The sequence below is a fragment of the Naasia sp. SYSU D00057 genome (assembly GCF_017916505.1).
GTDB lineage: Bacteria > Actinomycetota > Actinomycetes > Actinomycetales > Microbacteriaceae > Naasia.
This window is the reverse complement of the sequence record NZ_JAFMSZ010000003.1, coordinates 318048-344124: the sequence shown is the minus strand read 5'-3', so window position 1 is coordinate 344124 and position 26077 is coordinate 318048. Positions and strand designations below refer to the sequence as shown.

Annotated in this window: 29 protein-coding genes; 13 read left to right on the top strand and 16 right to left on the bottom strand. The window is 71.4% G+C overall.

The features are described 5' to 3' along the window. Nucleotides 1–61 precede the first annotated feature (61 nt). Nucleotides 62–382 carry a hypothetical protein gene (locus J3P36_RS12125; protein ID WP_210508440.1) on the top strand — a complete coding sequence of 107 codons (321 nt, stop codon included), beginning with the start codon at nucleotides 62–64 and terminating at the stop codon, nucleotides 380–382. 122 nt (nucleotides 383–504) lie between these two features. Here the strand turns inward: J3P36_RS12125 and J3P36_RS12120 are convergent, their stop codons facing one another. Continuing rightward, nucleotides 505–1047: a MarR family winged helix-turn-helix transcriptional regulator gene (locus J3P36_RS12120; protein WP_210508439.1), complete on the bottom strand. Its 543-nt coding sequence runs from the start codon at nucleotides 1045–1047 to the stop codon at nucleotides 505–507. A gap of 63 nt (nucleotides 1048–1110) precedes the next feature. On the opposite strand from J3P36_RS12120, the gene J3P36_RS12115 reads away from it, so the two are divergent. After that, nucleotides 1111–2082 (top strand): o-succinylbenzoate synthase, encoded by a 972-nt coding sequence (locus J3P36_RS12115; protein ID WP_374100722.1) that lies wholly within the window; start codon nucleotides 1111–1113, stop codon nucleotides 2080–2082. A 20-nt stretch (nucleotides 2083–2102) separates the two neighbouring features. Here the strand turns inward: J3P36_RS12115 and ccsB are convergent, their stop codons facing one another. The 5 genes from ccsB to J3P36_RS12090 are packed head-to-tail and all read right to left on the bottom strand — an operon-like array spanning nucleotide 2103 to nucleotide 6651. Continuing rightward, nucleotides 2103–3068, bottom strand: coding sequence for a c-type cytochrome biogenesis protein CcsB (gene ccsB / locus J3P36_RS12110; RefSeq protein ID WP_307807077.1), 966 nt, complete (start codon nucleotides 3066–3068; stop codon nucleotides 2103–2105). Nucleotides 3069–3077: 9 nt separating this feature from the next. Then, nucleotides 3078–4691, bottom strand: coding sequence for a cytochrome c biogenesis protein ResB (locus J3P36_RS12105; protein ID WP_210508437.1), 1614 nt, complete (start codon nucleotides 4689–4691; stop codon nucleotides 3078–3080). Next, nucleotides 4675–5424, bottom strand: a complete 750-nt coding sequence (locus tag J3P36_RS12100) for a cytochrome c biogenesis protein CcdA (protein WP_210508436.1) — start codon at nucleotides 5422–5424, stop codon at nucleotides 4675–4677. The genes J3P36_RS12105 and J3P36_RS12100 overlap by 17 nt, the downstream gene beginning before the upstream one ends. Before the next feature lies 1 nt (nucleotide 5425). Continuing rightward, nucleotides 5426–6016, bottom strand: coding sequence for a TlpA disulfide reductase family protein (locus J3P36_RS12095; RefSeq protein WP_210508435.1), 591 nt, complete (start codon nucleotides 6014–6016; stop codon nucleotides 5426–5428). Further along, on the bottom strand, nucleotides 6013–6651 hold the full coding sequence (locus tag J3P36_RS12090; protein ID WP_210508434.1) for a histidine phosphatase family protein: 639 nt from the start codon (nucleotides 6649–6651) through the stop codon (nucleotides 6013–6015). The genes J3P36_RS12095 and J3P36_RS12090 overlap by 4 nt, the downstream gene beginning before the upstream one ends. A 144-nt stretch (nucleotides 6652–6795) precedes the next feature. Between J3P36_RS12090 and aspS the strand changes: the two genes are divergently transcribed. Beyond that, nucleotides 6796–8106, top strand: a complete 1311-nt coding sequence (gene aspS, locus J3P36_RS12085) for an aspartate--tRNA(Asn) ligase (protein ID WP_307807076.1) — start codon at nucleotides 6796–6798, stop codon at nucleotides 8104–8106. A gap of 87 nt (nucleotides 8107–8193) precedes the next feature. On the opposite strand, the gene J3P36_RS12080 is transcribed toward aspS, so the two are convergent. The 4 genes from J3P36_RS12080 to J3P36_RS12065 all read right to left on the bottom strand — a co-directional run bounded on the left by J3P36_RS12080 (nucleotide 8194) and on the right by J3P36_RS12065 (nucleotide 9538). Further along, complete coding sequence (locus J3P36_RS12080) at nucleotides 8194–8448, bottom strand: glutaredoxin family protein (RefSeq protein ID WP_210508432.1); 255 nt, start codon at nucleotides 8446–8448, stop codon at nucleotides 8194–8196. A 74-nt stretch (nucleotides 8449–8522) separates the two neighbouring features. Then, nucleotides 8523–8621 carry a 30S ribosomal protein bS22 gene (locus J3P36_RS12075; RefSeq protein WP_003792170.1) on the bottom strand — a complete coding sequence of 33 codons (99 nt, stop codon included), beginning with the start codon at nucleotides 8619–8621 and terminating at the stop codon, nucleotides 8523–8525. A gap of 106 nt (nucleotides 8622–8727) precedes the next feature. After that, on the bottom strand, nucleotides 8728–8916 hold the full coding sequence (locus tag J3P36_RS12070) for a helix-turn-helix domain-containing protein (protein WP_210508431.1): 189 nt from the start codon (nucleotides 8914–8916) through the stop codon (nucleotides 8728–8730). 157 nt (nucleotides 8917–9073) lie between these two features. Beyond that, entirely contained in the window at nucleotides 9074–9538 is a 465-nt protein-coding gene (locus tag J3P36_RS12065) for a helix-turn-helix transcriptional regulator (protein WP_210508430.1), read from the bottom strand. Between the two features lie 61 nt (nucleotides 9539–9599). Between J3P36_RS12065 and J3P36_RS12060 the strand changes: the two genes are divergently transcribed. Together J3P36_RS12060 and J3P36_RS12055 are read left to right on the top strand one after the other, a co-directional pair. After that, nucleotides 9600–11015 carry a TrkH family potassium uptake protein gene (locus tag J3P36_RS12060; protein WP_210508429.1) on the top strand — a complete coding sequence of 472 codons (1416 nt, stop codon included), beginning with the start codon at nucleotides 9600–9602 and terminating at the stop codon, nucleotides 11013–11015. After that, nucleotides 11008–11676 carry a TrkA family potassium uptake protein gene (locus J3P36_RS12055; RefSeq protein WP_210508428.1) on the top strand — a complete coding sequence of 223 codons (669 nt, stop codon included), beginning with the start codon at nucleotides 11008–11010 and terminating at the stop codon, nucleotides 11674–11676. Before J3P36_RS12060 ends, J3P36_RS12055 begins: the two co-directional genes overlap by 8 nt. A 42-nt stretch (nucleotides 11677–11718) precedes the next feature. Here the strand turns inward: J3P36_RS12055 and proC are convergent, their stop codons facing one another. Continuing rightward, a complete protein-coding gene (gene proC, locus J3P36_RS12050) occupies nucleotides 11719–12570 on the bottom strand; it encodes a pyrroline-5-carboxylate reductase (protein WP_210508420.1) in 852 nt (283 codons plus the stop codon). 35 nt (nucleotides 12571–12605) lie between these two features. On the opposite strand from proC, the gene J3P36_RS12045 reads away from it, so the two are divergent. After that, nucleotides 12606–12902, top strand: coding sequence for a hypothetical protein (locus tag J3P36_RS12045; protein WP_210508419.1), 297 nt, complete (start codon nucleotides 12606–12608; stop codon nucleotides 12900–12902). 6 nt (nucleotides 12903–12908) lie between these two features. Here J3P36_RS12045 and tadA read toward each other — a convergent pair whose 3' ends face one another. Then, nucleotides 12909–13343: a tRNA adenosine(34) deaminase TadA gene (gene tadA, locus J3P36_RS12040; RefSeq protein WP_210508601.1), complete on the bottom strand. Its 435-nt coding sequence runs from the start codon at nucleotides 13341–13343 to the stop codon at nucleotides 12909–12911. A gap of 68 nt (nucleotides 13344–13411) precedes the next feature. On the opposite strand from tadA, the gene upp reads away from it, so the two are divergent. The 4 genes from upp (at nucleotide 13412) to J3P36_RS12020 (ending at nucleotide 17147) form a co-directional block, all read left to right on the top strand. Beyond that, entirely contained in the window at nucleotides 13412–14047 is a 636-nt protein-coding gene (gene upp / locus J3P36_RS12035; protein ID WP_210508417.1) for a uracil phosphoribosyltransferase, read from the top strand. A 319-nt stretch (nucleotides 14048–14366) separates the two neighbouring features. Then, nucleotides 14367–15062, top strand: coding sequence for a winged helix-turn-helix domain-containing protein (locus tag J3P36_RS12030; RefSeq protein WP_210508415.1), 696 nt, complete (start codon nucleotides 14367–14369; stop codon nucleotides 15060–15062). A gap of 396 nt (nucleotides 15063–15458) precedes the next feature. Beyond that, on the top strand, nucleotides 15459–15911 hold the full coding sequence (locus J3P36_RS12025; RefSeq protein WP_307807074.1) for a MarR family winged helix-turn-helix transcriptional regulator: 453 nt from the start codon (nucleotides 15459–15461) through the stop codon (nucleotides 15909–15911). 420 nt (nucleotides 15912–16331) lie between these two features. After that, entirely contained in the window at nucleotides 16332–17147 is an 816-nt protein-coding gene (locus J3P36_RS12020; RefSeq protein WP_210508413.1) for a hypothetical protein, read from the top strand. Between the two features lie 26 nt (nucleotides 17148–17173). Here J3P36_RS12020 and J3P36_RS12015 read toward each other — a convergent pair whose 3' ends face one another. After that, nucleotides 17174–18172: a hypothetical protein gene (locus tag J3P36_RS12015; RefSeq protein ID WP_210508411.1), complete on the bottom strand. Its 999-nt coding sequence runs from the start codon at nucleotides 18170–18172 to the stop codon at nucleotides 17174–17176. A 66-nt stretch (nucleotides 18173–18238) separates the two neighbouring features. Between J3P36_RS12015 and J3P36_RS12010 the strand changes: the two genes are divergently transcribed. Beyond that, entirely contained in the window at nucleotides 18239–19279 is a 1041-nt protein-coding gene (locus J3P36_RS12010; protein WP_210508409.1) for a class I mannose-6-phosphate isomerase, read from the top strand. A 64-nt stretch (nucleotides 19280–19343) separates the two neighbouring features. Then, nucleotides 19344–21413, top strand: coding sequence for a hypothetical protein (locus J3P36_RS12005; RefSeq protein WP_210508407.1), 2070 nt, complete (start codon nucleotides 19344–19346; stop codon nucleotides 21411–21413). 57 nt (nucleotides 21414–21470) lie between these two features. Here the strand turns inward: J3P36_RS12005 and J3P36_RS12000 are convergent, their stop codons facing one another. The 3 genes from J3P36_RS12000 to J3P36_RS11990 all read right to left on the bottom strand — a co-directional run bounded on the left by J3P36_RS12000 (nucleotide 21471) and on the right by J3P36_RS11990 (nucleotide 24650). Then, nucleotides 21471–22301, bottom strand: a complete 831-nt coding sequence (locus J3P36_RS12000) for a carbohydrate ABC transporter permease (protein ID WP_210508405.1) — start codon at nucleotides 22299–22301, stop codon at nucleotides 21471–21473. After that, nucleotides 22298–23236, bottom strand: coding sequence for a carbohydrate ABC transporter permease (locus tag J3P36_RS11995; protein WP_210508403.1), 939 nt, complete (start codon nucleotides 23234–23236; stop codon nucleotides 22298–22300). Before J3P36_RS11995 ends, J3P36_RS12000 begins: the two co-directional genes overlap by 4 nt. Nucleotides 23237–23321: 85 nt before the next feature. Then, nucleotides 23322–24650 (bottom strand): ABC transporter substrate-binding protein, encoded by a 1329-nt coding sequence (locus tag J3P36_RS11990; RefSeq protein ID WP_210508401.1) that lies wholly within the window; start codon nucleotides 24648–24650, stop codon nucleotides 23322–23324. A 276-nt stretch (nucleotides 24651–24926) separates the two neighbouring features. Between J3P36_RS11990 and J3P36_RS11985 the strand changes: the two genes are divergently transcribed. Continuing rightward, the gene (locus J3P36_RS11985; protein ID WP_307807073.1) at nucleotides 24927–25982 is read left to right on the top strand and encodes a LacI family DNA-binding transcriptional regulator; all 1056 of its coding nucleotides are present in this window, start codon (nucleotides 24927–24929) and stop codon (nucleotides 25980–25982) included. Nucleotides 25983–26077: the final 95 nt, after the last annotated feature.

The window sequence follows — 26077 nt, the reverse complement described above, 5'->3', positions numbered from 1 at the left end:
TGCTAGATGCTCTAGGTAAGTTCTTCCTGTACCGATCAACCTCCCCCGGAAGGGAAGAACCATGACGACCACGCTCGCCACTCGCGCCCCCCGCTGGACCAAGGTCAGCGACGACCTCACGAGCGGAGCCTTCGACGGCAACTACGCGGGGATGATCGAGCGCGTCGGCGAGAAGTGGGAGGCGCGCGACCCCTTCGGCGCCCTCGTGGGCCGCTTCGACACCGAGCAGGACGCCCGCGCCGCCTTCGAGCCCGCCGCACTAACCGCCTCCTACAACGCCCGGGAGCGCCGCGAGCGCATCCTCGCCTCCGTCACCGCGGTGTTCGCCGCCGGCGCCACGCTGATCACCGCGGCCGGCTTCCTCACCCTCGCCGGAGCGTAGAAGCTCCTTCCTGCGACGCCTTCCACGCCGGGTCCATCCGGAGTGGGAGGCGTCGTTCGCGTCCGGCCCCCTCGCCGACCGGAACCGCGTCGACGTGTCCGGAGAAGGGGTGCGCGGGCGGGTCAGGCCTCGGAGTCGGCCGGCCGCGCACTCTCGGACGCGGCCCCGTCGGGGACGTCGATCGCGTCCACCGCCTCCCGCATGCCGTCCAGGAACCGGATCACGACCGCGGCCTCGTCCACGCTCAGCTGTGCCGCGACCTCGAGCATCCGGGCGTGCATCCGGCCGAGGGTGGCGCGGACCTCGTCGTCGGAGGCGCCCGTCGAGGTCACCACGAGGGCGCGCCGGTCCGTCGGATGCGGCGCGCGGCGGATGTGCCCGCTCTTCTCCAGCCGGTTGAGCAGGACGCTCGTCGACGCGGTGGAGATGGCCAGATAGTCGGCGAGGTCCTTCGGGGTCACCGCTCGGTGCTCGCGCTCCGCCCGCAGCAGATAGCGCAGGGCGAGCAGATCGCTCTCCCCCATGTGCATCGACTCGCGGGTCCGCCGGCGCATCGCCGTCTCGGCCGCCCGGTAGGCCCGCAGCGACTCGAGCACCGCGGCGCTCGGCATGCGGTCGTCGGCCCCGTACCAGTAGTGCGGTGCGTCGACGGGATCCGCGGCCATCCGCCCACTCTAGTCGGAACGCTAGAGCGTCTAGCGATCGCCGCCGCCACCAGAATGGGTGTCGTGGCCGCGCCCGCCGATCTGCTCGACAGCCTGCACGTCGTCGACCTGCCGATGCGCCGCCGGTTCCGCGGCCTCGACCGGCGGGAGGCCGCCCTCGTGCGCGGCCCGGAGGGCTGGGCGGAGTTCTCGCCCTTTCCCGAGTACGACGACGCCGAGTCGGCGCGCTGGCTCGCGGCCGCGATCGAGTTCGGGTGGTCCGCTCCCCCGACTCCGCGGCGCGACGTCATCCCCGTCAACGCCACGGTGCCCGCGGTGCCCGCCGACGACGTCGCCGCCGTCCTCGCCCTGTACCCCGGATGCCGCACCGCGAAGGTGAAGGTCGCGGAACCGGGCGGCACCGCCGACGACGACGTCGACCGGGTGCGCGCCGTGCGTGCGACCCTCGGCCCGGAGGGGCGCATCCGCCTCGACGCGAACGGGCGCTGGAGCGTCGACGAGGCCGAACGAGCCGTCCACCGGCTCGCCGAGTTCGACCTCGAGTACCTCGAGCAGCCCTGCGAGAGCGTGGAGGAGCTCGTCGAGCTGAACCGGCGGATCCGCTACCTCGACGTCCCCGTGGCCCTCGACGAGGCGGTGCGCAAGGCCGACGACCCCGCCGCCGCGGCCCGCGCCGGCGCCGGCGGGGTGGTCATCCTCAAGGCCGCACCGCTCGGCGGCATCCGGCCGGCGCTCGCCGTCGCGGCGGCGACCGGACTGCCGGCCGTCGTCTCGAGCGCGCTCGACACGTCGGTCGGCCTCGCGATGGGGGCCGCGCTGGCCGCCGCGCTGCCCGAGCTGCCCTACGACTGCGGTCTCGGCACGGGGTCGCTGCTGGCGGCCGACGTGGCGACGGACCCCCTGGTGCCGGTCGACGGCGTCGTCCGCGTCGGCCGGGTGGAGCCGGACCCGGCGCTGCTCGAGCGCTGGGCGGCTCCGCCGGAGCGGGCCGCGTGGTGGCGCGACCGCATCACCCGCTGCGCGGCGCTCCTGTAGTCAGATCCGGTGAGATCGGATCAGAGGCCCGAGTAGGCGTGCAGGCCCTTGAAGAAGACGTTGACGATGCCGAAGTTGAACAGGACCGCCGAGTAGCCCACGATCGCGAGCCACGCCGAGCGGGAGCCCCGCCAGCCGCGGGTGGCGCGGGCGTGGATGTAGCCGGCGTAGATCGTCCAGATGATGAACGTCCACACCTCCTTGGTGTCCCAGCCCCAGTAGCGGCCCCAGGCGTGCTCCGCCCAGATGGCGCCCGCGATGAGCGTGAACGTCCAGAAGATGAAGCCCACGATGACGACGCGGTAGGCGCTGTTCTCGAGCGCGGTCGAGCTGGGGATCGAGGCCGGCATCCGGAACCTCACCTGCCGCCCCGCCTCACGCCGTGCCTGCATGAGCTGCACGAGGGAGAGGGCGAAGCCGACCGTGAAGAACGCGGTGGCGAGGATCGCGACGAGCACGTGGATGACGAGCCAGTAGGACTGGAGCGCCGGAGGCAGCGGCACGACCTCGACGCGGAAGCCGACGGTCGAAATGCCGAGCAGGAGCACGACGAGCCCGGTGATGATCGCGCCGAGGAAGCGCAGGTCGCGGCGGACGAGCAGCACCAGGAAGACGCCCATGATGAGCAGGGTGCCCGTCATCGCGAACTCGTACATGTTCGCCCACGGCACACGAGCGGCGGCCACGCCACGGAGCACGGTGGCGCCGAGGTGCAGCAGCCAGCCGAGGACGGCGAGCGTGACGCCGACCCGGAGGCTGGCGGATGCCCGCTCCGCGGGCGCCGCGGCGACCGGCGGCCTCTCCAGCGTCGCCGTGCTTCCGCCGGCGCGGGCGCGCGCGATGCGCTCGGCTCCGCTCTCGGCGACGACGTCCGCACGGGCGGAGCGGCGGGCGAGATCGAGCGTGAAGGCGATGAACGCGAGCGCGTACACGCCCATCCCCGAGAAGAGGAGGATCGCGGAGATCTCGTCGAGGGTCTGCGTCACGGCCACAGCCTACGTCGTCCTGCTGAGGGCCGGATCCGCGCCCGCATGCTCCTCGGCCAGCTCGGCGACCGCTGCGGAGAGGCCCGGGTCGTCGCCGCGCGCGAGGCCGGCGTACTCGACCCGCAGGCGACCATCCCCCTCCGTCAGGACCTTCACCCACATGCGGCGGCGGGGCACGAAGAGGGAGGTGAGCAGCCCCGCCAGCACCAGGATCGCGAACAGGAGCACCCAGCCCTGGCTGGGGTCATGGTGGATCTCGAGGGACGCATACCGGCTCACCCCGTCGAACGTCACGCTGCCGAGGCCGTCCGGCAGGTCCGCGGTCTGACCCGGCGCGAGGTCGACGGCGGGCACGTCGGTGCCGCGGCCGGCGATCTGGGTCAGATCGTCCGTCTCGAGCGTGTAGACGGAGACCGGCACACCCTCGTCGAGGCCGAGGTCGCCCTCGTAGACGTTCAGCTGCAGCACCGGATCGGTCAGGTCCGGGTAGGCGGACGTGAGAGCGCCGGTGTCGAGCTGGCCGACGGTCGGATAGAAGAACCCGATCATGCCGAGCTGCTCCGGCAGGCCGTCCGGCACCTTGACGACGCCGATCGAGGTGAGGTTCGTGTCCTGCGGCAGGAACGGCACCGCGCCCGAGAACGCGACGTCGCCGTCGGCGTTCCGCACGGTGATACGCGGCGCGTACCCGTTGCCGAGCAAGTAGACGGTGGTCCCGTCCACGCGCAGGGGCTCGTTGACCTTGATCGTCGACGTCGCCGTCCCCGACTCGCCCGGCTGCTGCACCGTCACGTTGGCCGTGTAGTCGAGCGCCTGGCCGACCGCGTGCTCGTTCTCGGTCTCGTAGACGACGTCGAGGCTGTCGAGGGTGATCCGGTAGGGGTCGAGCGCGACGTCGCTGACGAGCCGGCCGCGGGTGAACGAGTCGTAGCCGGCCACGTAATTGACGAAGGGCTCACCCTCGACGACGATCTTCTGCCCGCTGTAGCCGAAGCTCCCCCCGAGCGCGACCGCCAGGAGGATGCCGACGAGCGAGGCGTGGAAGACGAGATTGCCGGTCTCGCGGAGGTACCCGCGCTCGGCGGAGATCGAGGCGCCGTACCGCTCCGTCCGGTAGCGACGGCGCCGAAGCAGCTGCTCGGCACGGTCGAGCGCGGTGGCGGGGTCGTCGGCGAGGGAGCGCACCTGCACGTCATCGAGCCGCGTCAGCCGGGCCGGCGTGCGCGGCGGCTTCGCGCGGAGCGCCTGCCAGTGGTGCTTCGTGCGCGGCAGCACGCATCCGATGAGCGACACGAACAGCAGCAGGTAGATGGAGGAGAACCACACCGACGTGTAGACGTCGAAGCCCTGCAGCGCGTCGACGATCGGATACAGGTCCGGATGGTCGACCCGGTACTGCACGACGCCGTTGGGGTCGGAGCTGCGCTGCGGGACGAGCGAGCCGGGCACCGCGGCGATGGCGAGCAGCAGCAGCAGGAACAGCGCCGTCCGCATGCTCGTGAGCTGCCGCCAGAAGAAGCGGAGCGAGCCGACGAAGCCGAGCTTCGGTCCGCCGACCGGCTCTCCCGCGTCGTCCGACTCGATGTGGTCGCTGGGGCGGGCGAGGTCAGAGGACCGTGACATAGCCGCCGATCACCGCCCCCAGCTGCAGCATCCAGGTGTTCCAGATGCCCGTGAGCATGAGCACGCCGATCGCGACGAGCAGCACGCCGCCCGCGACGTTGATGGCGCGGATATGCCGGCGCAGGAATGCGACGGAGCGCGTGGCCCAGCCGAAGCCGAGCGCGACCACGAGGAACGGCAGGCCGAGCCCGAGCGCGTACGCGAGGCCGAGGGCCGCGCCGTGCCAGGGCGATCCGCCGTCGAGGCTCAGGCCCAGGATGGCGGCGAGGGTGGGGCCGATGCACGGCGTCCACCCGATCGCGAACACCGCGCCGAGGATGGGGGCGCCCGCGATGCCCGCCACCGGCTGCCAGCGCGGCCGGATCGTGCGCTGGAAGACGCCGAGCCGGCCGACGAAGACGAGACCGAGAGCGATGACCACGACCCCCGCGATGCGGGTGAGCAGGTCGCGCCACTGGATGAGCCAGAACCCGGCCGCGCCGAACGCGATCCCGAAGGCCACGAACACGACCGCGAACCCGAGCACGAAGAGCCCGACGCCCGACGCGAGGCGCAGCCGGCCCTTCCGATCCGCGGCGCTCGACCGGCCGTCCGCGAACCCGCCGATGTACGCCAGGTAGCCGGGCACCAGCGGCAGCACGCACGGCGATGCGAAGGACACGAGGCCGGCGAGCAGCGCGACCGGCAGGGCGAGCACCAGCGGCCCGGTGACCGCGTCCGAGACGGGGCCCATGTCAGTCCGTCTCGGCGACGGTGTCGGTGATGATCGCCCGCAGGATGCTCGGCTCGGTGACCTGACCGAGGATCCGCGCGGCGATGCGGCCCTCGCGGTCGAGCACGAGGGTGGTCGGCACCGCGTTCGGCGGGATCGCGGCGCTGAAGGCGAGCTGCACCGCAGCCGTCCTGTAGTCGAGGAGCGACGGATAGGTGAGGCCGAACGTGTCGGCGAACGCGGCCGCCGTGCCGGCCTCGTCGCGCGTGTTGACGCCCACGAACTGCACGCCGTCGTCGGCGAACTCGTCGGCGAGCGCCTGCAGGTCCGGGGCCTCCGCGCGGCAGGGCGGGCAGCCGGCGTACCAGAAGTTGAGGACGGTGACCTCGCCGATCAGCTCGCCGGAGGACAGGGTGCCCCCCTGGTCCGTCTCACCGCTGAAGTCGTCCGGCGAGCGCCGCTGGTCGGCGACATACGTCTCGACCGTGCCGTCACCGGCGATGTAGTCCTTCTCGCTGCCGGCCCGGTACTGCTCGGCCAGCGGATCGGTGCCGCAGCCGGCGAGGGTCGACGCGGCGAGCACGACGGCGACCGCCGCGAGCAGACGTCTCACACGGCTCCCTCGTCGACGGCGGCGCGGAGCAGGGGTCCGGCCGGGTTGCGGTAGCCGGTCTCGACGAAGCGCTCCCCGCGCTTCGCGACCGTCGTGATGCTCGAGAGGTCGCAGCGGCGGCGGCGCGGGTCGTGGTACAGCCGCTGGCCCGTGAGGGCGCGGTGCACCATCCAGATCGGCAGCTGGTGCGAGACGAGCACGACCTCGCCGTCGTCGACGGAGGCGTGCGCGTCGGCGATCGCGGCCAGCATGCGCGCCGAGATGCTGAGGTACGGCTCGCCCCAGCTCGGCCGGAACGGGTTGCTGACCCAGGGCCACGCCTCCGGGTTCGAGAGCAGGCTGGGGCCGAACTCGAAGCGCTTGCCCTCGAAGCGGTTGAACGGCTCGATGATGCGCTCGTCGGTCTCCACCTGGAGGCCGAAGGCGGCGGCGATCGGAGCGGCCGACTCCTGGGTGCGCTGCAGCGGGGAGGCGATCACGCGGCGCACCGGGCGGTCCTGAAGGGCGTCGGCGGCGCTCTGCGCCATCCGGTGCCCCAGGTCGGAGAGACGGAAGCCGGGGAGACGCCCGTAGAGCACCCGTCCCGGGTTGTCCACCTCGCCGTGGCGCACGAGATGGAGAGCGCTGGCGACCACGATGCAAGTGTACGGACCGCTACGCTGTGCCGATCCTGGGCGGCTCGTCCCGTCGAACCCTACGTTCCTGCGGTCGGGCCGCGTGTTCCTGCGGCCGGGCCGCGGCGGAAGCGGGCGGGTCGGCGACGGCTAGGCTTGTCCGCCGTGAGCGCCCGCACCCTTGTCAAGAACCTCGCCCCCCTCGAGGACGGCCCCGTCAGCGTGGCCGGCTGGGTGGAGAAAGTCCGCGACCAGAAGAAGGTGCAGTTCGTCGTGCTCCGCGACGAGTCGGGCGCCGTGCAGCTCGTCCGTCCCCGCCCCGAGGGCGACGACGACATCTCGCGCGCCATCTCGGGCCTGGCACTCGGCAGCTTCGTCCGCGTCGACGGCGCTCTGAAGCACGACGAGCGCGTCAAGCTCGGCGGCATCGAGGTGAGGATCGAGGGCCTCGACGTGGTCGGCGCCTCGCTCCCCGAGAGCCCGATCGCCGACGACAGCAGCATCGACAAGCGCCTCGACTGGCGCTTTCTCGACCTCCGCCGCCCCGAGCAGAACCTCGTCCTGCGCGTGCAGACCACGTTCGAGCACGCCCTCCGCACCTGGTGGGTGGAGAACGACTTCGTCGAGATCCACACGCCGAAGCTGATGGCGAGCGCGAGCGAGTCCCGAGCCGAGCTGTTCGAGGTCGGCTACTTCGGCGGCACCGCCTACCTGGCGCAGAGCCCGCAGTTCTTCAAGCAGATGGCGCAGCCCGCCGGGCTCGGCCGCGTGTTCGAGATCGGACCCGCCTTCCGCGCCGACCCGTCGTTCACCTCCCGCCACGCGACCGAGTTCACGAGCATCGACGCCGAGATCAGCTGGGTCGACAGCCACGAGGACGTCATGCGCATGCACGAGGAGCTCCTGGTGGCCGGCCTCACGGCGGTGAAGGAGAAGCACGGCGAGGAGATCGAGGCGCTGTTCGGGGTGCAGGTCACGGTTCCGGCGACGCCGTTCCCGCGCATCCCTCTCGCCGAGGCGAAGCGCATCGTCGCCGAGCACGGCTACACGGTGCCCCGCCACGACGAGGACATGGACCCGGAGGGCGAGCGCCGCATCGCGGCCTACGTCAAGGAGACGTACGGGCACGAGTTCGTGTTCCTCACCGACTACGCGTCGAGCATCCGGCCCTTCTACCACATGCGTCACGAGGGCGACGCGGCGCTCACCAACAGCTACGACCTCATCTTCAACGGCACCGAGATCTCGACCGGAGCCCAGCGCGAGCACCGGATCGACGTGCTCGAGGCGCAGGCGCGGGAGAAGGGCCTCGACCCCGAGGAGCTCGGCTTCTACCTCGACTTCTTCCGCTACGGCGTCCCGCCGCACGGCGGCTTCGGGATGGGCCTGAACCGCGTGATCATGCTGCTGCTCGGGCTGCCGAGCATCCGCGAGGTGACGTACCTGTTCCGCGGACCGAACCGCCTCCTGCCGTAAGGGGCGACGCTGCCGCGGGTCGTACGGACAAGTCACGATGGTCTACGGGCGGCGGATGTCCGCAGGACCCGCGGCGCCTCGAAGCGGCTAGCGGAGGGCGTCGTCGACCGTGCGGCGGAGGCGCTCGGGGTCGACGCGCCAGTAGGTGTGCACGCGGCCCGCGACGAGGACGACCGGGATGTCGTCGGCGTAGCGCTCGAGCAGGCCGGGATCGTCGAGGATGCTGCGCTCCTCGAACTCGACCGCGTCCGCCGGGAACTCCTCCAGGACCCGCAGCACCGCCGTCCTCGCGTCGTCGCAGAGGTGGCAGCCGGGCTTGCCGAGCAACGTGACGGGAACCACGGCGAAAGCCTAACCGGGCCCGGAAAGCACGAACGCCGGCTCCCGAGGGGAACCGGCGCGGTGCGAGAGCGCGTCTACTTCTTGTTGCGACGCTGGTGACGGGTCTTGCGAAGCAGCTTGCGGTGCTTCTTCTTCGCCATGCGCTTGCGGCGCTTCTTGATGACTGAGCCCATGAGGCCTACCTTCTTCGGAACGTACGGAGAGCCCTGGTTCCGTACAGAACCGGGAAAACGTGACGGTCCAGTGTATCCGACGTGCGCAGGAGCGTCCCCGGCGAGATCAGGAGGCCCGGTTCACCAGGTTCTGCAGGGCCTCCTCGACGGCCGACTCGGGCACGCGGAAGGACCGGCCGAAGCGGATGGCGGGCAGATCACCGGAGTGCACGAGGCGGTAGACGGTCATGCGGGAGACCCGCATCATGTCGGCGACCTCGGCGACGGTCAGGAAGCGGGCGTCGGCGAGGGACATGGGCCTCTCCTCGATCTGGTGCAGGGTGGGGCAACTCTAGGCGCGGCCGAGAAGCGCTGTAAAGCCGTCCGAAAGGGTGGTATCCGCGCTGAATCCGTGCGAACGGCGCCCCATCGGTCGGGTCAGGGCTGGGCGAGAGCCGCCTGGGGGAAAACGTCTACCGCATGCGCCGGAGCGCCCGAGTCCGGCCGGAGAGCGGGCGCAGCGCGCCCCGCGTCCGGTGCAGAGCGGATGCGCCGCCGGCGCCGATGCCGTGCGCGAGCCGCCGGAGGCGCTCCGGCAGGACGAGCACCGGGGTCGGCTCGAGGAGCGCGACGTCCTCCTGCGGGAGGTCCGCGGTGAGGAACGGCACCAGCCAGTCCTCCAGCTGGCGCAGCGGGCCGAGGTCCAGCCTGTAGTACCGGTGCTGGCCCTGGTCGCGAACGGTCACGAGCGCGGCGTCGCGCAGGACTTTGAGATGCTTCGAGACGGTCGGCTGACTGAGGCCGAGCCGCTGCACGAGTTCACCGACGCTCGACTCACCGCCGTGGGGCGCGCCCGCGCCCTCGACGTACCGCTGCAGGAGAATCTGCAGGAGATCGCGCCGGGTCGGGTCGGCCACGACGTCGAAGATGTCCGCCATGGTGCAAGGGTAGGGGGCGGCATGGGATTGCCCCAGGGCCTTTGTGGATAGAGGAGTCGGCATGAGCGAGGCGCGCGTGGTGCGCGAGCCGCTGCGTGAGCGGCTGAGGGACGGCTTCGCCCATTTCGTGTCCGGGACGCCCGCGCGTTTCGCGATCGTGGTGTTCGTCGCGCTCATCACCCTCTGGACGGTGCTGCTCTCGCTGCCCGTCATGTCGAGCCGCGGCGAGATGACGGGATTGGCGGACTCGCTGTTCACCGCCACGTCCACGATCTGCGTCACCGGACTCACGACGGTCGACATGTCGACGCACTGGTCGCTGCTCGGCCAGATCGTGATCGTCATCGGCACCCAGCTCGGCGCGGTGGGCGTGCTCACCATGGCGTCCGTCATGGGTCTCGTCGTGACCCGCCGGCTCGGCCTCCGCCAGCGCCTGCTCGTCGCCGGCGACGTGAACCCGATGGCGATGCGCAAGGGCGGCAGCGCCAGCACCGGGCTCAGCGAGGTCGGCACCCTGCTCCGCACGGTCGCGCTCAGCACCGTGGTGATCGAGGCCGTGATCGCGGTGATGCTGTACCCGACGATCCTGCTCGAGGGAGTCGATCCGCTCACCGCGGCCGGTGACGCGGTGGCGTTCTCGGCCATGGCGTTCACGAACACCGGCTTCGTGCTGCCGAACACGGGCTTCGAGCCGTTCCTCGACGACCACTGGTTCCTGTCCTGGCTCATGGTGGGCGTCGTGCTCGGCGCCATCGGCTTCCCGGTGATCTACGCGCTGACGACGAACCTGCGACAGCCGCGGCGCTGGTCGGTGCACGTCAAGCTGACCATCGTCACCTCGCTGCTCCTCGTGTTCGGCGGGGCGATCGTCTACATGATCCTCGAGGCCGGCAACTCGGAGTCCTTCGGCACCGAGGGCCCGGCGGAGCTCGCGTTCCAGTCCCTCTTCCTCTCGGTGATGACCCGCTCGGGCGGCTTCGCGACGTTCGACCTCGCCGACATGCGGGAGTCGAGCCTGCTGGTCACCGACATGCTCATGTTCGTCGGCGGCGGCTCCGCCTCGACCGCGGGCGGCATCAAGGTGACGACGCTCGCGGTCCTCTTCCTCGCCGCGTTCGCCGAGGCGCGCGGCGCCGAGTCGATGGAGGCGTTCGAGCGCAAGATCCCGGGCGACGTGCTGCGCCTGGCGGTCGCCATCGTGCTGTGGGGCGCGACCACGGTGGCAGTCGCCACCATCATCCTGCTGCAGCTCTCCGACGCGACCCTCGACTACGTCCTCTTCGACGTCATCTCCGCCTTCGGCACCGCGGGGCTCAGCTCCGGCTTCACCGCGACCCTCGACGATCCGGGGAAGTACGTGATGAGTGCGACGATGTTCATGGGCCGGATCGGCACGGTAACGCTCGCCGCCGCCCTCGCCGCGAGCCAGCGGCGGCAGCTGTTCAACAGAGCCGAGGAGAGGCCGATCGTTGGTTGATCGCATCCCGCACAACGCCCCCGTCCTGGTGATCGGCCTGGGCCGATTCGGAGCGGCGACAGCCGGTCAGCTCGACCGGCTCGACCGAGAGGTGCTCGCCGTCGACGCTGATGCGGGCCTCGTCCAGAAGTGGTCGGAGCGCGTGACGCATGCCGTGCAGGCGGACGCGCGCAGCATCGACGCCCTCCGCCAGCTGGGCGCTCGGGACTTCTCGATCGCGGTGGTGGCCGTCGGCTCGTCGATCGAGGCGAGCGTGCTCATCACCGCCAACCTCGTCGACCTCGGCGTCCCGCAGATCTGGGCGAAGGCGATCTCCCGCTCACACGGCAAGATCCTGGAGCGGATCGGCGCCAACCACGTCATCTACCCGGAGGCGGAGGCCGGCGAGCGCACCGCGCACCTGGTCTCGGGCCGCATGCTCGACTACATCCAGTTCGATGACGACTTCGCGATCGTGAAGATGCACCCGCCGAAGCCGATCCGGGACCTGCCCCTCGGCGAATCCCAGGTGCGCCGCAAGTACCACGTCACCGTCGTGGGCGTGAAGTCGCCGGGTCGCCCGTTCACCTACGCGACCGCCGAGACGGTGGTGTCGACGCACGACCTCGTCATCGTCTCCGGCCACACGACCGACATCGAGCGCTTCGCCGCCATCGCCTGAGGGGCGCGCTCCGAGTCCACCAGTGGGCCGGTGGCGAGGGCCTCACGCGAGGTCGCGGGCCAGCTCCTCGGCGCGGGCCTGAGCGGCGGCGGTCGCCTCGTCGAACACGGCGGCCAGATCCGCGCGCTCGAGCACGGCGATCGCGCGCTCGGTCGTGCCGTTCGGGCTGGTGACCCGGCGACGGAGCTCCTCCGGGGCGACGCCGCTCGAGGCGAGCAGCTCGACGGCGCCGCGGAAGGTGCCCTGAACGAGGAGGGCGGCCTCGTCGTCCGTGAAGCCGCGAGCGCGGGCGGCCGCCTGCAGCTGCTCGATCAGATAGAAGACGTAGGCGGGTCCGGAGCCGGAGATCGTGCTCAGGGCATCGATGCGGTCCTCGGACAGGTCGAGCACCGAGCCGACGGTCTCGAACAGCGTCCGCGCAAGCTGCAGGTGCTCGGCGGAGGCGCGGCTGCCCGCGCTGATCCCCGTGACCCCCAGTCCCACGGTGGACGGCGTGTTCGGCATGGCGCGGACGACGGCCACCGTGTCGGGGAGCCGCCGCTCGATCGCCGCGGTCGTGACCCCGGCCGCGACACTGATGACGAGCGTGCCGGGCGCCAGGTCGCCCGCGATCTCCTCCGCCAGCGCCGCGATGCCGACCGGCTTCACCCCGAGCAGCACGATGGCGGCGCCCTCGACGGCGCGGCGGTTCGCTGACTCGTCCTCCTCGAGGGCGTAGGCGGTGACGCCCGGATGGCGGCCCGGATCGGCGCGGCGGGTGGTGATGCGGATTCCGCCGTCCACGGTGACCCTCGGCTGGCGCAGACCCTGCAGGATCGCACCGCCCATCGACCCTGCACCGAGGATCGCGATGGTCGGCAGTGCGATTTCAGCGGCGTCGGTCACCCTGCCCATCCTAGAATCGCGGCAAGAACGGTCAGGAGGTTCACATGGCTCAGGTGTCCGCCGAGCTGGCCGAGATCGAGCAGGCCATCCTCGAGGTGCCGCAGGTGCGGGGAGTGTCCGCACTGCACGCGCTGGACCGCGGCGACGACGGGCTCGTCATCGTCACGCGGGTCGGCCTCTCGCCGACCCTGCGTCTCGCCGACGTGGTGCTCGCCATCGCCGACGTCGAGCACAAGGTGAAGACGACGGACTCGCGGGTGGCCGCGGTCTTCGTCGAGCCGGACATCGCCGCCGACTCGGGCACGCCGACCGAGACGATCGTCATCCGCGCCCTCGACTGATCGCGGTCAGAGTCGCCGAGCGCGGAAGAAGTCGGTGAGCAGCCGGGCGCTCTCCTCGGCGTCCACGCCCGTCACGACCTCGATGCGATGCGGAAGGCGGCGGTCCCGGACCACGTCGTAGACCGATCCCACCGCGCCCGCCTTCTCGTCCCAGGCGCCGTACACGAGGCGCCCGACGCGGGACTGCAGGACCGCGCCCGCGCACATCACGCACGGCTCGAGCGTCACCACGAGGGTGCAGTCGTCGAGGTTCCAGTCGCCCCGCACCGCCGCCGCCTCGCGCAGGGCGAGGATCTCCGCGTGCGCGAGCGGATCGCCGTCCGCCTCCCGGCGGTTGCGGCCGCGACCGAGCACCGCTCCGCCCGCATCGACGACCACGGCGCCGACGGGGACGTCCCCCGTCGCGAGGGCGGCCTCCGCCTCCGTCAGGGCGGCCCGCATCCAGCCCGCGTAGTCCGGCACCCGGCCTCCTCCCCGGAGGCGGCGCGACCCCGGCTAGATTTGAGCTTATGCGAGTGCATGTCGCCGACCACCCTCTCGTCACGCACAAGCTCACGGTGCTCCGCGACAAGGCGACCCCCTCGCCCACCTTCCGCGCTCTCACCGAGGAGCTCGTGACCCTGCTGGCCTACGAGGCGACCCGCGGCGTGCGCACCGAGCCGATCGAGATCGACACCCCGGTGTCGCGCACCACCGGCCTCGCCATCAGCGACCCGAAGCCGCTCGTGGTGCCGATCCTGCGCGCAGGGCTCGGGATGCTCGAGGGCATGGTGAAGCTCATGCCCAACGCCGAGGTCGGCTTCCTCGGCATGGTCCGCAACGAGGAGACCCTGCAGCCGGCGATCTACGCCGAGCGACTCCCCGACGACCTGTCGAACCGGCAGTGCTTCATCCTCGACCCGATGCTCGCGACGGGCGGCTCCCTGCTCGCCGCCATCGAGTACCTCTTCGAGCGCGGAGCGGTGGACGTGACCGCCGTCTGCCTCATCGCCGCACCCGAGGGCCTGAAGGCCGTCGAGGAGGCGACCCAGGGCCGCAGCCTCACCATCGTGCTCGGCGCCCTCGACGAGCGGCTGAACGAGGTCGGCTACATCGTTCCCGGGCTCGGCGACGCCGGCGACCGCCTCTACGGCACGGTCTCCTGACGCCCCTTCCCCCCGAAAGTCCGCCCGGGTCACTTGACACCCGGCTCCGGCGTCGACCAGGATCGACGCCATGTCTGACAACTCGCGCATCCCGACCTCCTTCGAGGCCCTGGGGAACGCCGGCATGATGATGGCCGGCCGCGCGATGTGCTGTCGAATGTGCCGCTGACGCTCCTCCCCCTCAGCCCGTTCGCACGCCTCAGCCCCCTGCCGTTCCCCCGTGCAGGACGACGAGGCGAATCCTCCGGACTCTCCTGAGTCCTCGCCGCAGCACAGCTCCCGGTCACGGCGACCGGTCATCATCGAAGGTTTCCCGTCCATGTCTCTCGCCACTCTCCCCACCGCTTCCCGCCCGACCGCTCCCCGCACCGCCGCTCCTCGCGCCGAGGCTCCCGCCCCCCGCCTCCGCGCGGTGCCCGAGGGCACCGAGGTCCGCGGCTTCGTCCTCTACGTCGGTGTCGACGAGGCGAAGACCGCCGCGGCCGGCACCGATCTCGCCGCTCTCGTCGAGGCCCTCCGCAGCCTCACCACCGAGCTCGTCCCCGGCGCCCAGACCCACGCCGCCGTCGCCCTCGCCCCGCGCGGCGCCGGCGGACGCGACGTCGACGTCGTCCGCCTCGCCCTCCAGGACCCGTCGGCGCTCGCGAGCCGCACGGCGGACGCCCCGTCCCCCGACGTCGTGCAGGGTGTTGTGATCGACCTCTCCCGGAAGCGCGTCCTGCTCGACGAGGAGACCGCGCCCCTCACCTACAAGGAGTTCGAGCTGCTGCAGTACCTCGTGCTCCGCGAGGGCCGTACCGTGGCGAGGGCCGAGATCATCGCGGCCCTGTGGCCCGACCAGGACGCCGATGCGCCGAACGAGCGCACCATCGACGTGCACGTGCGCCGCCTCCGGTCGAAGCTCGGCGACTACCAGGACATCGTGCGCACTGTTCGCGGCACCGGATACCGCTTCGACCGGCACGCGGACGTCGTCGTGCGCCACGACCTTCGCGGCCCCAGCCCCGACCTGTGATCGGCTGACGGGCCCCTCCACGCGCGAGCGCCGGCGGGGCCCATCCGCTCGCCGCGCCGCCCGCCACTTCTCTCCTGCTGGCGTGTCGAGCCGCAGGCGCGAGAGAATCCGGCACGGCCTGTAGTCGGCCGACCCCGCGAGGCTCGGCCCGGGGAAACTCTCAGAAAAATCGGTCGCTCTCCCACTGGCGGGCCGTTACCCAACCGTTATATATTTCTAGAGCGTTAGTTGTTTGCTGTGGCAGCTACCGCGGAATGTGATTGCAGGACACTCTTGGTGCAAGGGAGAGGGCCGGTCGCTAGCCTCTGCGACCGGCCCTCAATCCTGTCCGGCGCACGTTCGGGCTCGGATTCCTTCTCCTGATTTCCCGCCGTCTAGGCTGGCGGCGGAGGAATCGTGGGCACTGCCGTCGACACCTGGGAATCGCTGTTCCGAGCCCAGGTCGCTGTCATGCGCCGGCTCGTGGCCGACTTCCCGCGCGGCATGTCGTTCAACGAGTACGACGTGCTCTTCAACCTCACGCGTCTTCCCGGCAGGCAGGCGCGGATGCGCGACCTCAACGGCGTCGTGCTGCTCAGCCAGCCGAGCATCAGCCGGCTGGTCGATCGACTGGTCGCCCGCGGGCTCCTCGAGCGCCTTCCGGATCCCACGGACCGGCGCGGCACCGTCGTGCACGTGACGGACGAGGGCTTCCGCACCTTCCGCCGCATCGCCGGGGAGCACTCCCGCTCCATCGAGCGCACGGTCGGCGCCGCGCTGCCGGAGGAGGAGCTCGCCGAGCTCCGCCGGCTGACGGACGCGCTGCGCGCTGGTCTCGGCAGCGAACCGACAGGGCAGCGGGAGGACTGACTCTGCCGGTGGCGGTCGCCCGCCACCGGCATCCAGTCAGCGAACGCCTCCCGCTCGGGTGCCGATGGGTGTTCGGCAACGGCGTTCCTGCCACGAGGTCGACTCGACTGCCTGCCCCTTGCGGGACATCGGGTAGCTTTCGTGTCGGCTGTGTCGAGGTCTCTTCGCTTCGCGCTCCGCACCTCGTTGGCACAGAAAATAACGCCCGAATGCATGTCTGGACGAGAATGTCCCCCGACTGGTGGACACGTCGCGGGTAATTGTCCCCCGCAAGGGTGACGATAAGGCGCATACGCCCGACAGAAGGGATAGCCCGGCGGGAATAGAACCAGGCTCTTCCTCTCCCGGCACGGGTCTGGAATTCTGCACCGCCGCGTCTCCTTATTGCCGCGTACCGGATGCCTAACGCATACTTGCCGGATGCGGTACCCCTTGCTGAAGGCACTGTCAGCAGCGGTGACCGCCGGGGCGCTGGTCCTCGCCGGCGCCGCGCCCGCTCTCGCCGCGCCGGAGCAGCCGAAGCCGGTGACGACCTCGCTCGGCAACGACGTGTCGTGGCCCCAGTGCGACTCCCCGCTGCCGAAGAACGCGGCGTTCGCCGTGATCGGCGTCACCGGGGGGCTCGCGGTCGACTCGAACCCGTGCTTCGCCGACCAGCTCGACTGGGCGGAGCAGGCCACCACCGGAGCCACTGCGCAGCCGTCGGTCGCGCTCTACGTCAACACCGCGAACCCCGGCCGCTCGGCGGTCTGGTGGCCCGACAGTGACCGCACCCGCCAGGGCACCGCCGTGGCGAATCCCTACGGCACCTGCGACGGCGGCGAGGGCGCCGCCTGCGCCTATGTGTACGGCCAGTCCGTCGCGCTCGACGACACCACCATCCGCGGCGTCGAGGACCCGTCCTCCTACCTGTGGTGGCTCGACGTCGAGACGATGAACACCTGGCAGTGGGACCGCGGCGCCAACCGCGCGGTGCTCGAGGGGATGGTCGACCACTTCCACGGCATCGGAGCCGAGGTGGGCCTCTACTCGACCGCCCTGCAGTGGATGTGGATCGCCGGCCGCCCCGACGAGGACAGCAACCTCAACGGCCTGCCGAGCTGGCTCGCCGGCGCGGACAGCGCCGCGGATGCTCGGAAGATGTGCACCACCGCCGCACCCCTCACCGCGGACGGCACGGTCGCCATGGTGCAGTTCATCGCCAAGGGCCTCGACTACAACGTGTCCTGCCGCTAGCGCGGCACCCCGCGCTCCGGCCCGTCCTAGCGGAGCCGCTCCTCCGCGCGAGCCACGGCCTCCTGCGCCCGGTCGGCGCTGAGCCGCGCCCGATCCGCCGCGCGAGCCGCCTCGTCCCGGTCCGTCTCGAGCGACTCCAGCTCGTCCTCGACTCCGCCGAGCCGCCCCTCGAGCTCGGCCAGCTCCGCCTTCAGCCGCCGCACCTCCGCACGCACTCGCTCACGCTCGTCGCGCGCCTCCTCGCGGCGCCGCTCCACGTCGCGGAGCCGCCGGTCCGCCCTCCCGGCCTCCCGGTCGGCCTCCTCCGCGCTCCGCCGGGCTTCCGCGAGCGCCTGCTCCGCACGCTCCCGCTCGGCTCGCTCCTGCTCCTTCCGCTGCCGCTCGCGCTCGCGCTCGGCGCGCTCCTCGTCCTCCTCGGGCCGCGGAACCGCCCGCAGCTTGCCGCGGGCCGCTCCGCGTGGCGCGGGCGCGGGCTCCGGTGCAGGCTCGGCCTTCCGCGTCGGGGCCGGGCCGCCGTCGGGGGCGGCGACCGCGTCGGTGAGGTCGACCGCCTCGACGCCGGTGCCGGTGAGCGAGCGGACGAGCCGGCCCGTGCGCAGCGCGTCCGCCGCCGCAGGGTCGGTCATCGCGGCTTGCAGGGTCTGCTCGAGCTCCTCGACCGCCGCGCTGCTCAGCTGCTGCCCGCGCCCGGATGCGAGGCGTGCGGCCTCCCGACCGAGGGCGGCCACGAGCTGGCGACGCTGCCGCGTGAGCGTGCGCAGCGCCTCAGGGTCGAGGTCCTCCTGGGCCTCCCGCAGCAGAGCGCCGAGCGAGAGGACGTCGCCGATCTGGTCGGCGCGCTCCCGGACGAGCAGGTTGGCTCCCCACGCGGCGACGGACGGCTTGGGCAGCTTGGCGACGAGTGCGGCCAGGTCGCGGTCCCCGGCAGCGCGGACCTCCTTGGCGCGGGCGTTCCGCTGCGCGGTGAAGTCGGACGGCGTGAGCCCGTACAGCTCGTCGGCGAGCTCCTGGAGACCGGCGTCCACGTCCGTATCCTCTCGCATCGCCGCTAGCGTTGCGGATGGCCGCACCAGACCCCGAGGACGACGACGATGACGACTGCCCCCTCTCCCCTCCGCCTGGCCCCGAACCAGCCCGACCGTCCGTACCGCGGCGGCGCGGGCATCGCCGCCTTCCGCGGTTCGCCGCAGCCGAGCGAGTTCTCGCCGGAGGACTTCGTCGGGTCGGCGACCGAGATCTTCGCGGGCGGCGGCATCGGCCTCTCCGCGCTCCCCTCGGGCGAGCTGCTCCGCACGGCCATCGAGGAGGACCCGGCTACCTGGCTGGGCGACGAGCACGTCGCCCGCTTCGGCACCAGCACCGAGCTGCTCGTCAAGCTGCTCGACACCGCCGAGCGGCTGTTCGTGCACGTGCACCCCGACGTCGGGTTCGCGCGCGAGCACCTCTCGCTAGGCCACGGGAAGACCGAGGCGTGGATCGTCGTGGCGGTCCGGCCGGAGGGCGAGGGCTACGCCTGCCTCGGCTTCACGCGCGATGTCGGCGCGGACGAGGTCGCCGCGTGGGTCAGCGGGCAGCGTGCCGAGGCGATGCTCGCCGCCATGCACCGCGTGCCGCTTCGCCCGGGCTCCACGCTGCTAGTGCCGGCGGGCATGGCGCACGCGATCGGCCCCGGCATCACGCTCGTCGAGCTGCAGGAGCCGACCGACCTGTCCGTCCTCCTCGAGTGGCAGGGCTATCGCGGTCTGGGCGAGCGTGACGCGTTCCTCGGCCTCGACCGGAACGTGGCGCTTCGCGCGGTCGACCGGTCCGCGACTCCCGTGGGCCGACTGGCCGAGCTGACGGGCGGTCGCGGGACCGGCGCGGAGGACGTCGAGCGCCTGTTCCCGGAGGAGGCCGACCCCTTCTTCCGCGCCGAGCGCATCCGGGCCGGCGAGGCGGAGGTGCACCTCGACGCCGGCTTCTCGATCCTGGTGGTTCTCGACGGGACGGGAGCGCTCGGCTGGAACGGGGACCGGATGAGCATCGAGCGCGGCGACACGCTCGTGGTTCCACACGGCGCCGGCCCGCTGACGCTCCGCGGGGCCGTCACCGCGATCCGCTGTCGCCCGCCGGCTCCCGCCGCGGAGCCGTGACGGGCCGCAGGCACGCTCGCCTCCGTACCGCCGTCCAGCGCGTATACCGATCTACACTGGCGGAGTGACGGAGCGGTACACGAACGGGCGGAGTGCCGCCGAGATCCGGGAGCACGCGCGCGAGTTCTCACCCGACCTGCTCCCCGACTCCCCCGCCCTCCCTCCAGGCGACGGTGTGTCCTGGCTCTACGCGCCGGGTGAGTTCGAGCTCGCCAAGCTGGAGCGCCTCGTCCGCGAGGGCTTCGCGGCCAACCGCTTCGTGCACTACGCCGCCAACTACGGGTCCGTGCAGGGACGGACGACCCTCCGCCGGCGCCTCACCGGCCGGCCCGGCCAGGTCCTCCTGACGGGTGACGGATCGATCGCGGCGGCATTCGACGACGCGGATCCCGCCCCGCTGCCGCCGTCCCACGACGGCGCCCGCCGCCTCGACGTGCCCGACGGCGCCCGGATGCTCGTCCTCGGCATCCGGGCGCCCGAAGGCGAGCCGGCCGCCGTCGCGGTCGCCGACGACGGCGCGCTGCTGCCCGGGGCGCCCTGGGAGGCGCTTGACGTAAGCGGCGTCTGGCGTCCGGCCCTCGAGCGCATCGGCGCGGCCGGTCGGGCACCGCACCAAGACCGGGAGCCCACCGTCGTGCTCCCGGTCCCTCGCGACGCTGACGGGATCTTCTCCCTCGAGGCCCCCGTGCTGGGCCGACCGGTGATCTCCTGCGCCGGGAGTCCGCGCATCTCGACCGGCGAGTCCCGCGACGAGGCCCTGGCCGCGTCGCCGGACGCCGAGTCGCGGCACGAGCTGCGGCGCCTGCCGGACGGCCGCTGGACCTCGGTGCACCGGCTCGCCTTCCGTCACCTCGTGGTCCTCGACGCCGAGGTTGCGGACGTCACGGTGGAGGCCTCCGTGCGGCCGGCCCCCCGGCGCGGCGCCTTCGTCTGCTCCGACGACCTGCTGAACCGCATCTGGGGAACGAGCGCGTACACGCTCCGGCTCTGCCTGCAGGAGCTCGTGCTCGACGGCATCAAGCGCGACCGGATGCCCTGGGCCGGTGACCAGGCCCTCAACACGCTCGCCAACGCATACGCTCTCGGCGACGGCGCGATCGTGCGCGACGGACTCACCGCCCTGGGCCGTCCGCGGCACGGCTACGTCAACGGGATCTCGGACTACTCGCTCTGGTGGGTCGTCAACAGCGCCTCCTATCGGCGCTGCTTCGGCGATCGCGACCATCTCGTCCGCGAGGCGGGCGTCCTCGCCGGGTTCCTGCGGCACCTGGCCGGCTACGCCGACGAGCGTGGCCTGTTCCGACCGCGCGAGGAGCCGGACGGGTTCGGCGACGCGTCGGCCGGCTCGGTGTTCCTCGACTGGGGGGTGACGATCGACCCCTCCCGCACGTCGACTGCCCTGCAGGTGCTGTGGCACTGGGCGCTCCGCAGCGCGGCCGAGCTCCTCGCCGAGACCGGATCGGCCGATGCTGCCCGGTGGGCGGCGCTGGCGGACCGGGTGCGGCAGACCCTCCTCGAGGAGGCATGGGACCCGGCGGCCGGCGCCTGGCGCGAGTACCTGGAGGGGGGCGGAACGGCGTCGCCGCACGCGAACATGCTCGCCGTCCTCAGCGGCCTCACGCCGCCCGACGCTCCCGGTGTCCGCCGCTCCCTGCTCGCCGCGGAACGGGCCGGCACGCCCTTCATGACCTCGTTCACCCTCCGCGCGCTCGCGCAGACGGGCGAGCACGGGACGGCCCTCGACCGCATCCGCGACCTGTGGGGCGCGATGCTCGACGCGGGCGCCACGACGTTCTGGGAGGAGTTCGACGAGCCGGGAGACGGCCGCTACGCGATGTACGGCCGCCCCTACGGCAAGAGCCTCTGCCATGCGTGGAGCTCAGGACCCGCCGCGCTGCTCCCCGAGCTCGTGCTCGGCATCCGGCCCCTCGCGGACGGCTGGGCCGAGTTCGAGGTGCGGCCGCACCTCGGGGCCCTCGCCTGGGCCGACGCGATCGTGCCCGCGCCGGCGGGCGACATCGTGGTCACGGCGGACGCCTCCGGCACGACCGTCGAGATCCCGGCGGGCACCACGCTCGTCGACGGGGAGCGGCGGCACGCGGGCCCGGCGCGGGTCACCCTGGCTCCCGCCTGAGCCGCCCGGGAACGGCGAAGGGGGCCCGCGGTTCTCCGCGGGCCCCCTTCCGGTCGTTCAGCCCTTGACGGAGCCGGCCGTCATGCCGGCGACGATCTGCCGGTTGAAGAAGATGTACATGATCAGCGGCGGCACCGTGATCAGCAGGATGTCCATGAACAGGAGGTTGAGCGAGCTCACCGACTGGGCCTGGAAGTTGTACGTCGTCAACTGCACCGTCGCGTTCTCGTCCCCCGGCAGGAAGTAGAGCGCATAGGTGAAGTCGTTGAAGACGAACACCGCCTGGACGACGATCACCGTGACGATCACCGACTTGAGCAGTGGGAACACGACACGGAAGAACAGGCGCACCGAGCCGGCCCCGTCGATGATCGCCGCCTCGTCGAGCTCCTTCGGGATCGTGGAGACGAACGCCCGGAAGAGCAGGACGCAGAACGGCACTCCGAACGCGACGTGCACCGCGATGAGCCCCGGCAGCGTCTTGAACAGCTCGAGCCCCTGCAGCACCCAGATCGTCGGCACCACCGCGGGCGGGATGATGAGTCCCGCGAGCACCAGACCGTTCACGAGCGGGTTCCAGCGGGACCGCCGGCGCTGGAGGACGTAGCCGACCATGGCGCTGAGGACGACCATGATCGCCACCGCCGCGACCGTGAGGATCGTGCTGTTGACGAACGCGCGCAGCAGCACGTAGTCCCGAGTCTGAACGACCGCGACGAGGTTCTCGAAGAACGCCCACTGCGTCGGCAGCGTGAACTCGAGCAGCGACGCCTCCTGCTGCGTCTTCGACGCCGTGAGGAAGATGAAGACGAACGGGACGATGAACACCACGATCGAGAGCACGATCGCGACGGTGCCTCCTCCCCAGCGCCAGAGCGTGTTCCTCATGCGTCCTTCTCCCCCCGGTTGAGCCACGCCTGCAGCGGGACGATGAGCGCGGCCACGACGACGAACAGCACGACGTTGCCGGCAGTCGAGAGGCCGTAGAAGCCGGCCTGGTACTGCTTGTAGATGACCGACGCGATGACGTCGCTCGTGAAGCCGGGGCCGCCACCCGTCATCGCCCAGATGAGGTCGAAGGACCGCAGTCCGCCGATGAGCGACAGGGTGACCACCGTCGCCGTCGCGGGACGAGCGAGCGGCAGCGTGATGTGCCAGAAGTTCTTCCAGGAGCTCGCGCCGTCCACCCTCGCCGCCTCGAAGTACTCCTGCGGGATGGCGACGATGCCGGCGATGAAGATCAGCGTCGCGAGGCCGACGCCCTTCCACACGTCGACGAGCGCGACGGAGAGCAGCGCCCACTGGGGGTCGGTGAGCCAGCCGGGCCCCTGGATGCCGATCGCGGCGAGGGTCTGGTTGATGAGTCCGTCGAACGGATTCATCAACACCTCGAAGGTGATGCCGACGCCGATCGTGCTGACGAGCACCGGGAAGAAGACGACGCTGCGGAGGAACCCCCGGGCGATGATCTGCGAGGTGAGGAAGACGCCGAGCAGCATCCCCAGGACGACCTTCAGTCCCGAGGTGAGGAAGGCGTAGATGAAGGTGTTGATGAAGCCCTGCACGAGCGCCTGCTCGCGGAAGAACTGGACGAAGTTGTCGAGTCCGATGAACTCCTGCTCGAACAGGGTCCAGCGGGTGAGCGAGAAGTAGAGGGAGGCGCCGGTCGGCACCAGGAACAGGATCACGTAGAAGACCCCGGCCGGCATGTAGAACCACAGGGGGTACGGGCTCTTGATGCCCTTCCGCTTCTTCCCCGCCGCGTCCCGCCCCTGGTCGGGACCGGCGGTGTCCGCGCCGGGGCGCGCCGTCAGTGTGGTCATCGGATCTCCGTCGATCGATTCACGGGGATGGGGCCGGCCGGAGTCCGACCGGCCCCATGGATTTCGTGCGAGGAGGCTGCGCCTCCTACCAGCCCTCGAGTCCGAGCTGCTGGGCCTGCTTCTTCACGTCCTCGTCGTACTGGGCGGCACCGTCCGCGGCGGAGGTGATGCCCGAGCCGACCGCGACCGTGATCTGCTCGAGGGCCGGTCCCTTGATCGGGGAGAGGAACTCGAGCGCGAGGTTCGTCTTCTCCTCGTCGAACCACTTCTGCTGGTCGGACACGATGGCCGGCACGTCCTCGGGCAGGTCGCAGCCCTCGATCACGAACGGGCCCTGCGGCGCGCTCGTCTCGGCCTGGATGTCGCAGCTCTCCGGGGTGGCGAGGAACTCGAGGAAGGTCTTCGCCGCCTCCAGCTTGTCGCCCTCGGTGGACTTCGGGATGTACACGCCGCCCGGCATCCACACCGTGAGCCCGTTGGTCGCCGCGTCGTCGCCCGGCAGCGGGAACACGCCGACGGTATCGGCCGCCTCCGGGTTCGAGGTCATCAGCTGCGACGCCGCGAAGGTCAGGATCGGGTACTGGGCACCCTCGCCGGTGGCGACCATGCGGACGCCGTCGGCGTAGGTGGCCGACGCGAAGTCCTCGTTGAACAGGCCGGCCTTGAAGGTCTCCTCCAGGTGCTCGAAGCCCCGGATCGCGGGCTCGTCGGAGTACTTCGCCTCGTTGTTCGTGTACTTCTCGGCCCAGTCGGGGTCCTCGGCGAGGACGTTGTTGAAGTCGCCGAGCACGAACAGCTGCGACGTCCACGTGTCGCCGTAGGTCTGCACGATCGGCGCCGCAGCGCCGGCGTCCTTGATGGCCTGGCTGTTCGCGATGAACTCGTCCCACGTCGTGGGGACGGTGAGGCCGAGCTCGGCGTAGATGTCCTTGTTGTAGATGACGGCGCCCGCCATGGCCTGTCCCATCGGGACGCCGTAGACGCCGTTGTCGGTGGAGACGGTGTTGACGAAGTTCTCGTCGAGCTTGCCCACCCACTCCTGGTCGTCGAGGTTGACGAGGGTGTTGTCGGGGGCGAGGGCCTGGAAGAGGGAGCCGGAGTTGTAGGCGAAGACGTCGCTCATCTCCCCGGTCGACAGGCGGGTCTTGATCAGGTTGTCGCCCTCGGCGCCCTGCGGACGCGTCTCGACCTCGACCTTGATGTTCTCGTTCTGCGCCATGAACGCGTCGGCGAGCGCCTCGGCCGTGGCGACCGTGGCCTCCTGGTTGTCGACCAGGTAGGAGAGGGTGACGGAGCCGTCAGCGTTGGCACCGCCTCCGCCTCCGCCGCCGCTGCAGCCCGCGAGAGTGAGGGTGAGCGCGATCCCGCTCGCGCTGAACGCGAGCAGAGTGCGCCGTGATTGCCGGGAGAACATCCTTTACCTCCATGTAAAGACAACTTCGCTGTTGGTGCTCTCTTGAGCCGATGAATCGGTTCAATTCCGAGTCAACGTACGGTCAGGCTAGGGCCGTGTCAAACGGTTCCCGCCTAACGATCCAGTAACGTGTAGAGCGATCTACTCCTGACCAGGAGATTTCCGGCGATGTTGCGCACGGGGGCGCCCCCGGGTTGGGGCATGCGGGGATCGCCGACGCCCCCTGGGGCGTCTCTTCGGCGAAGATGTGAGTCCGAGCAGCGGGACGGAGGCGGCGTGCAGGAGCAGAAGCGGCACCCCACCATCGAGGACGTCGCGCGCACCGCCGGCGTCTCGCGCGCCGCGGTGTCCAAGGTGCTGCGCAACGCCTACGGCGTGAGCCCCGCGATGAAGGAGCGGGTGGACGCCGCCATCGAGCACCTGCACTATCGGCCCCGCGTCGCCGCCCGCGCCATGCGCGGGTCGAGCTTCACGCTCGGCATCGAGATCCCCGACTTCGGCAACCACTTCTTCACCCGGCTGCTCGGCGGAGCGACGCGCGCGCTCGTGGGGACGCCCTACCAGCTGATCATCGCGCCGGCCGAGGGCGGCTCCCAGGAGGGTTACCGCGCCATCGAGGCCCTCGCCGACCGGCAGGTCGACGGCATCGTCGCGATCTCCCCGCTCGTCTCCCCCGAATGGCTGGAACGGCTCGCCGAGCGCACGCCGCTCGTGATGCTCGGCCGCCACGACCGCTCCACGGGCTACGACACCGTGGTCGGCGACGACGCCGCCGGCGCGCGGCTCGTGCTCGACCACCTGCTCGGGCTCGGCCACCGGCGCATCGCCCACCTCACGCGCAGCGAGGACGTCACCGTCCCGAGCTCGGGCACGCCGCACTCCATCCGCCTCGCGGTGTACCTCGAGCGGATGCGCGCCGCCGGGCACGAGAACCAGGTTCGGGTGGTGCGCACCGGGGAGGGCGAGGAGGCCGCCGAGGCCGCGGCGGCGGAGCTGCTGCGCAGCGAGCCGACCCCGACCGCGATCTTCGCCGCGCACGACGAGCTCGCCATCGGCGCTCTGCGCGCCGTCGACGAGGCGGGCCTCGACGTGTCCGTCGCCGGCTACGACGACATCCGGATCGCCGCGCAGCCCGGCATCTCGCTCACTACCGTCGACCAGTCGGGCGAAGAGATGGGCGAGCGCGCCGTGCGGCTGCTGCTCGACCGGATCGCCGGGCGGACCGAGCCGGTGCACGAGGTCTTCGCGCCCACGCTCGTACCGAGGCGGTCGACGCGGGCACCGGCCGAGTCCGTGACCGCCGGGAGTCCCGCGGCTGCAGCGGCGGGGTGACCTGCCGCCAGGACCCGCCGGTCACTTCCCCGCTTTTGCTCTTTGAATCGTTCCAGCTACTCTGACCCGCAGCGACGGCGCTACGAAAGGACACC

Bases quoted from the DNA above. Each gene is read 5' to 3' on its own strand.
- J3P36_RS12125 (WP_210508440.1), top strand. From the start codon at position 62: ATGACGACCACGCTCGCCACTCGCGCCCCCCGCTGGACCAAGGTCAGC.
- J3P36_RS12120 (WP_210508439.1), bottom strand. From the start codon at position 1,047: ATGGCCGCGGATCCCGTCGACGCACCGCACTACTGGTACGGGGCCGAC.
- J3P36_RS12105 (WP_210508437.1), bottom strand. From the start codon at position 4,691: ATGTCACGGTCCTCTGACCTCGCCCGCCCCAGCGACCACATCGAGTCG.
- J3P36_RS12100 (WP_210508436.1), bottom strand. From the start codon at position 5,424: ATGGGCCCCGTCTCGGACGCGGTCACCGGGCCGCTGGTGCTCGCCCTG.
- J3P36_RS12075 (WP_003792170.1), bottom strand. From the start codon at position 8,621: ATGGGCTCAGTCATCAAGAAGCGCCGCAAGCGCATGGCGAAGAAGAAG.
- J3P36_RS12070 (WP_210508431.1), bottom strand. From the start codon at position 8,916: ATGTCCCTCGCCGACGCCCGCTTCCTGACCGTCGCCGAGGTCGCCGAC.
- J3P36_RS12065 (WP_210508430.1), bottom strand. From the start codon at position 9,538: ATGGCGGACATCTTCGACGTCGTGGCCGACCCGACCCGGCGCGATCTC.
- J3P36_RS12060 (WP_210508429.1), top strand. From the start codon at position 9,600: ATGAGCGAGGCGCGCGTGGTGCGCGAGCCGCTGCGTGAGCGGCTGAGG.
- proC (WP_210508420.1), bottom strand. From the start codon at position 12,570: ATGGGCAGGGTGACCGACGCCGCTGAAATCGCACTGCCGACCATCGCG.
- J3P36_RS12045 (WP_210508419.1), top strand. From the start codon at position 12,606: ATGGCTCAGGTGTCCGCCGAGCTGGCCGAGATCGAGCAGGCCATCCTC.
- tadA (WP_210508601.1), bottom strand. From the start codon at position 13,343: ATGCGGGCCGCCCTGACGGAGGCGGAGGCCGCCCTCGCGACGGGGGAC.
- upp (WP_210508417.1), top strand. From the start codon at position 13,412: ATGCGAGTGCATGTCGCCGACCACCCTCTCGTCACGCACAAGCTCACG.
- J3P36_RS12030 (WP_210508415.1), top strand. From the start codon at position 14,367: ATGTCTCTCGCCACTCTCCCCACCGCTTCCCGCCCGACCGCTCCCCGC.
- J3P36_RS12020 (WP_210508413.1), top strand. From the start codon at position 16,332: ATGCGGTACCCCTTGCTGAAGGCACTGTCAGCAGCGGTGACCGCCGGG.
- J3P36_RS12010 (WP_210508409.1), top strand. From the start codon at position 18,239: ATGACGACTGCCCCCTCTCCCCTCCGCCTGGCCCCGAACCAGCCCGAC.
- J3P36_RS12000 (WP_210508405.1), bottom strand. From the start codon at position 22,301: ATGAGGAACACGCTCTGGCGCTGGGGAGGAGGCACCGTCGCGATCGTG.
- J3P36_RS11995 (WP_210508403.1), bottom strand. From the start codon at position 23,236: ATGACCACACTGACGGCGCGCCCCGGCGCGGACACCGCCGGTCCCGAC.
- J3P36_RS11990 (WP_210508401.1), bottom strand. From the start codon at position 24,650: ATGTTCTCCCGGCAATCACGGCGCACTCTGCTCGCGTTCAGCGCGAGC.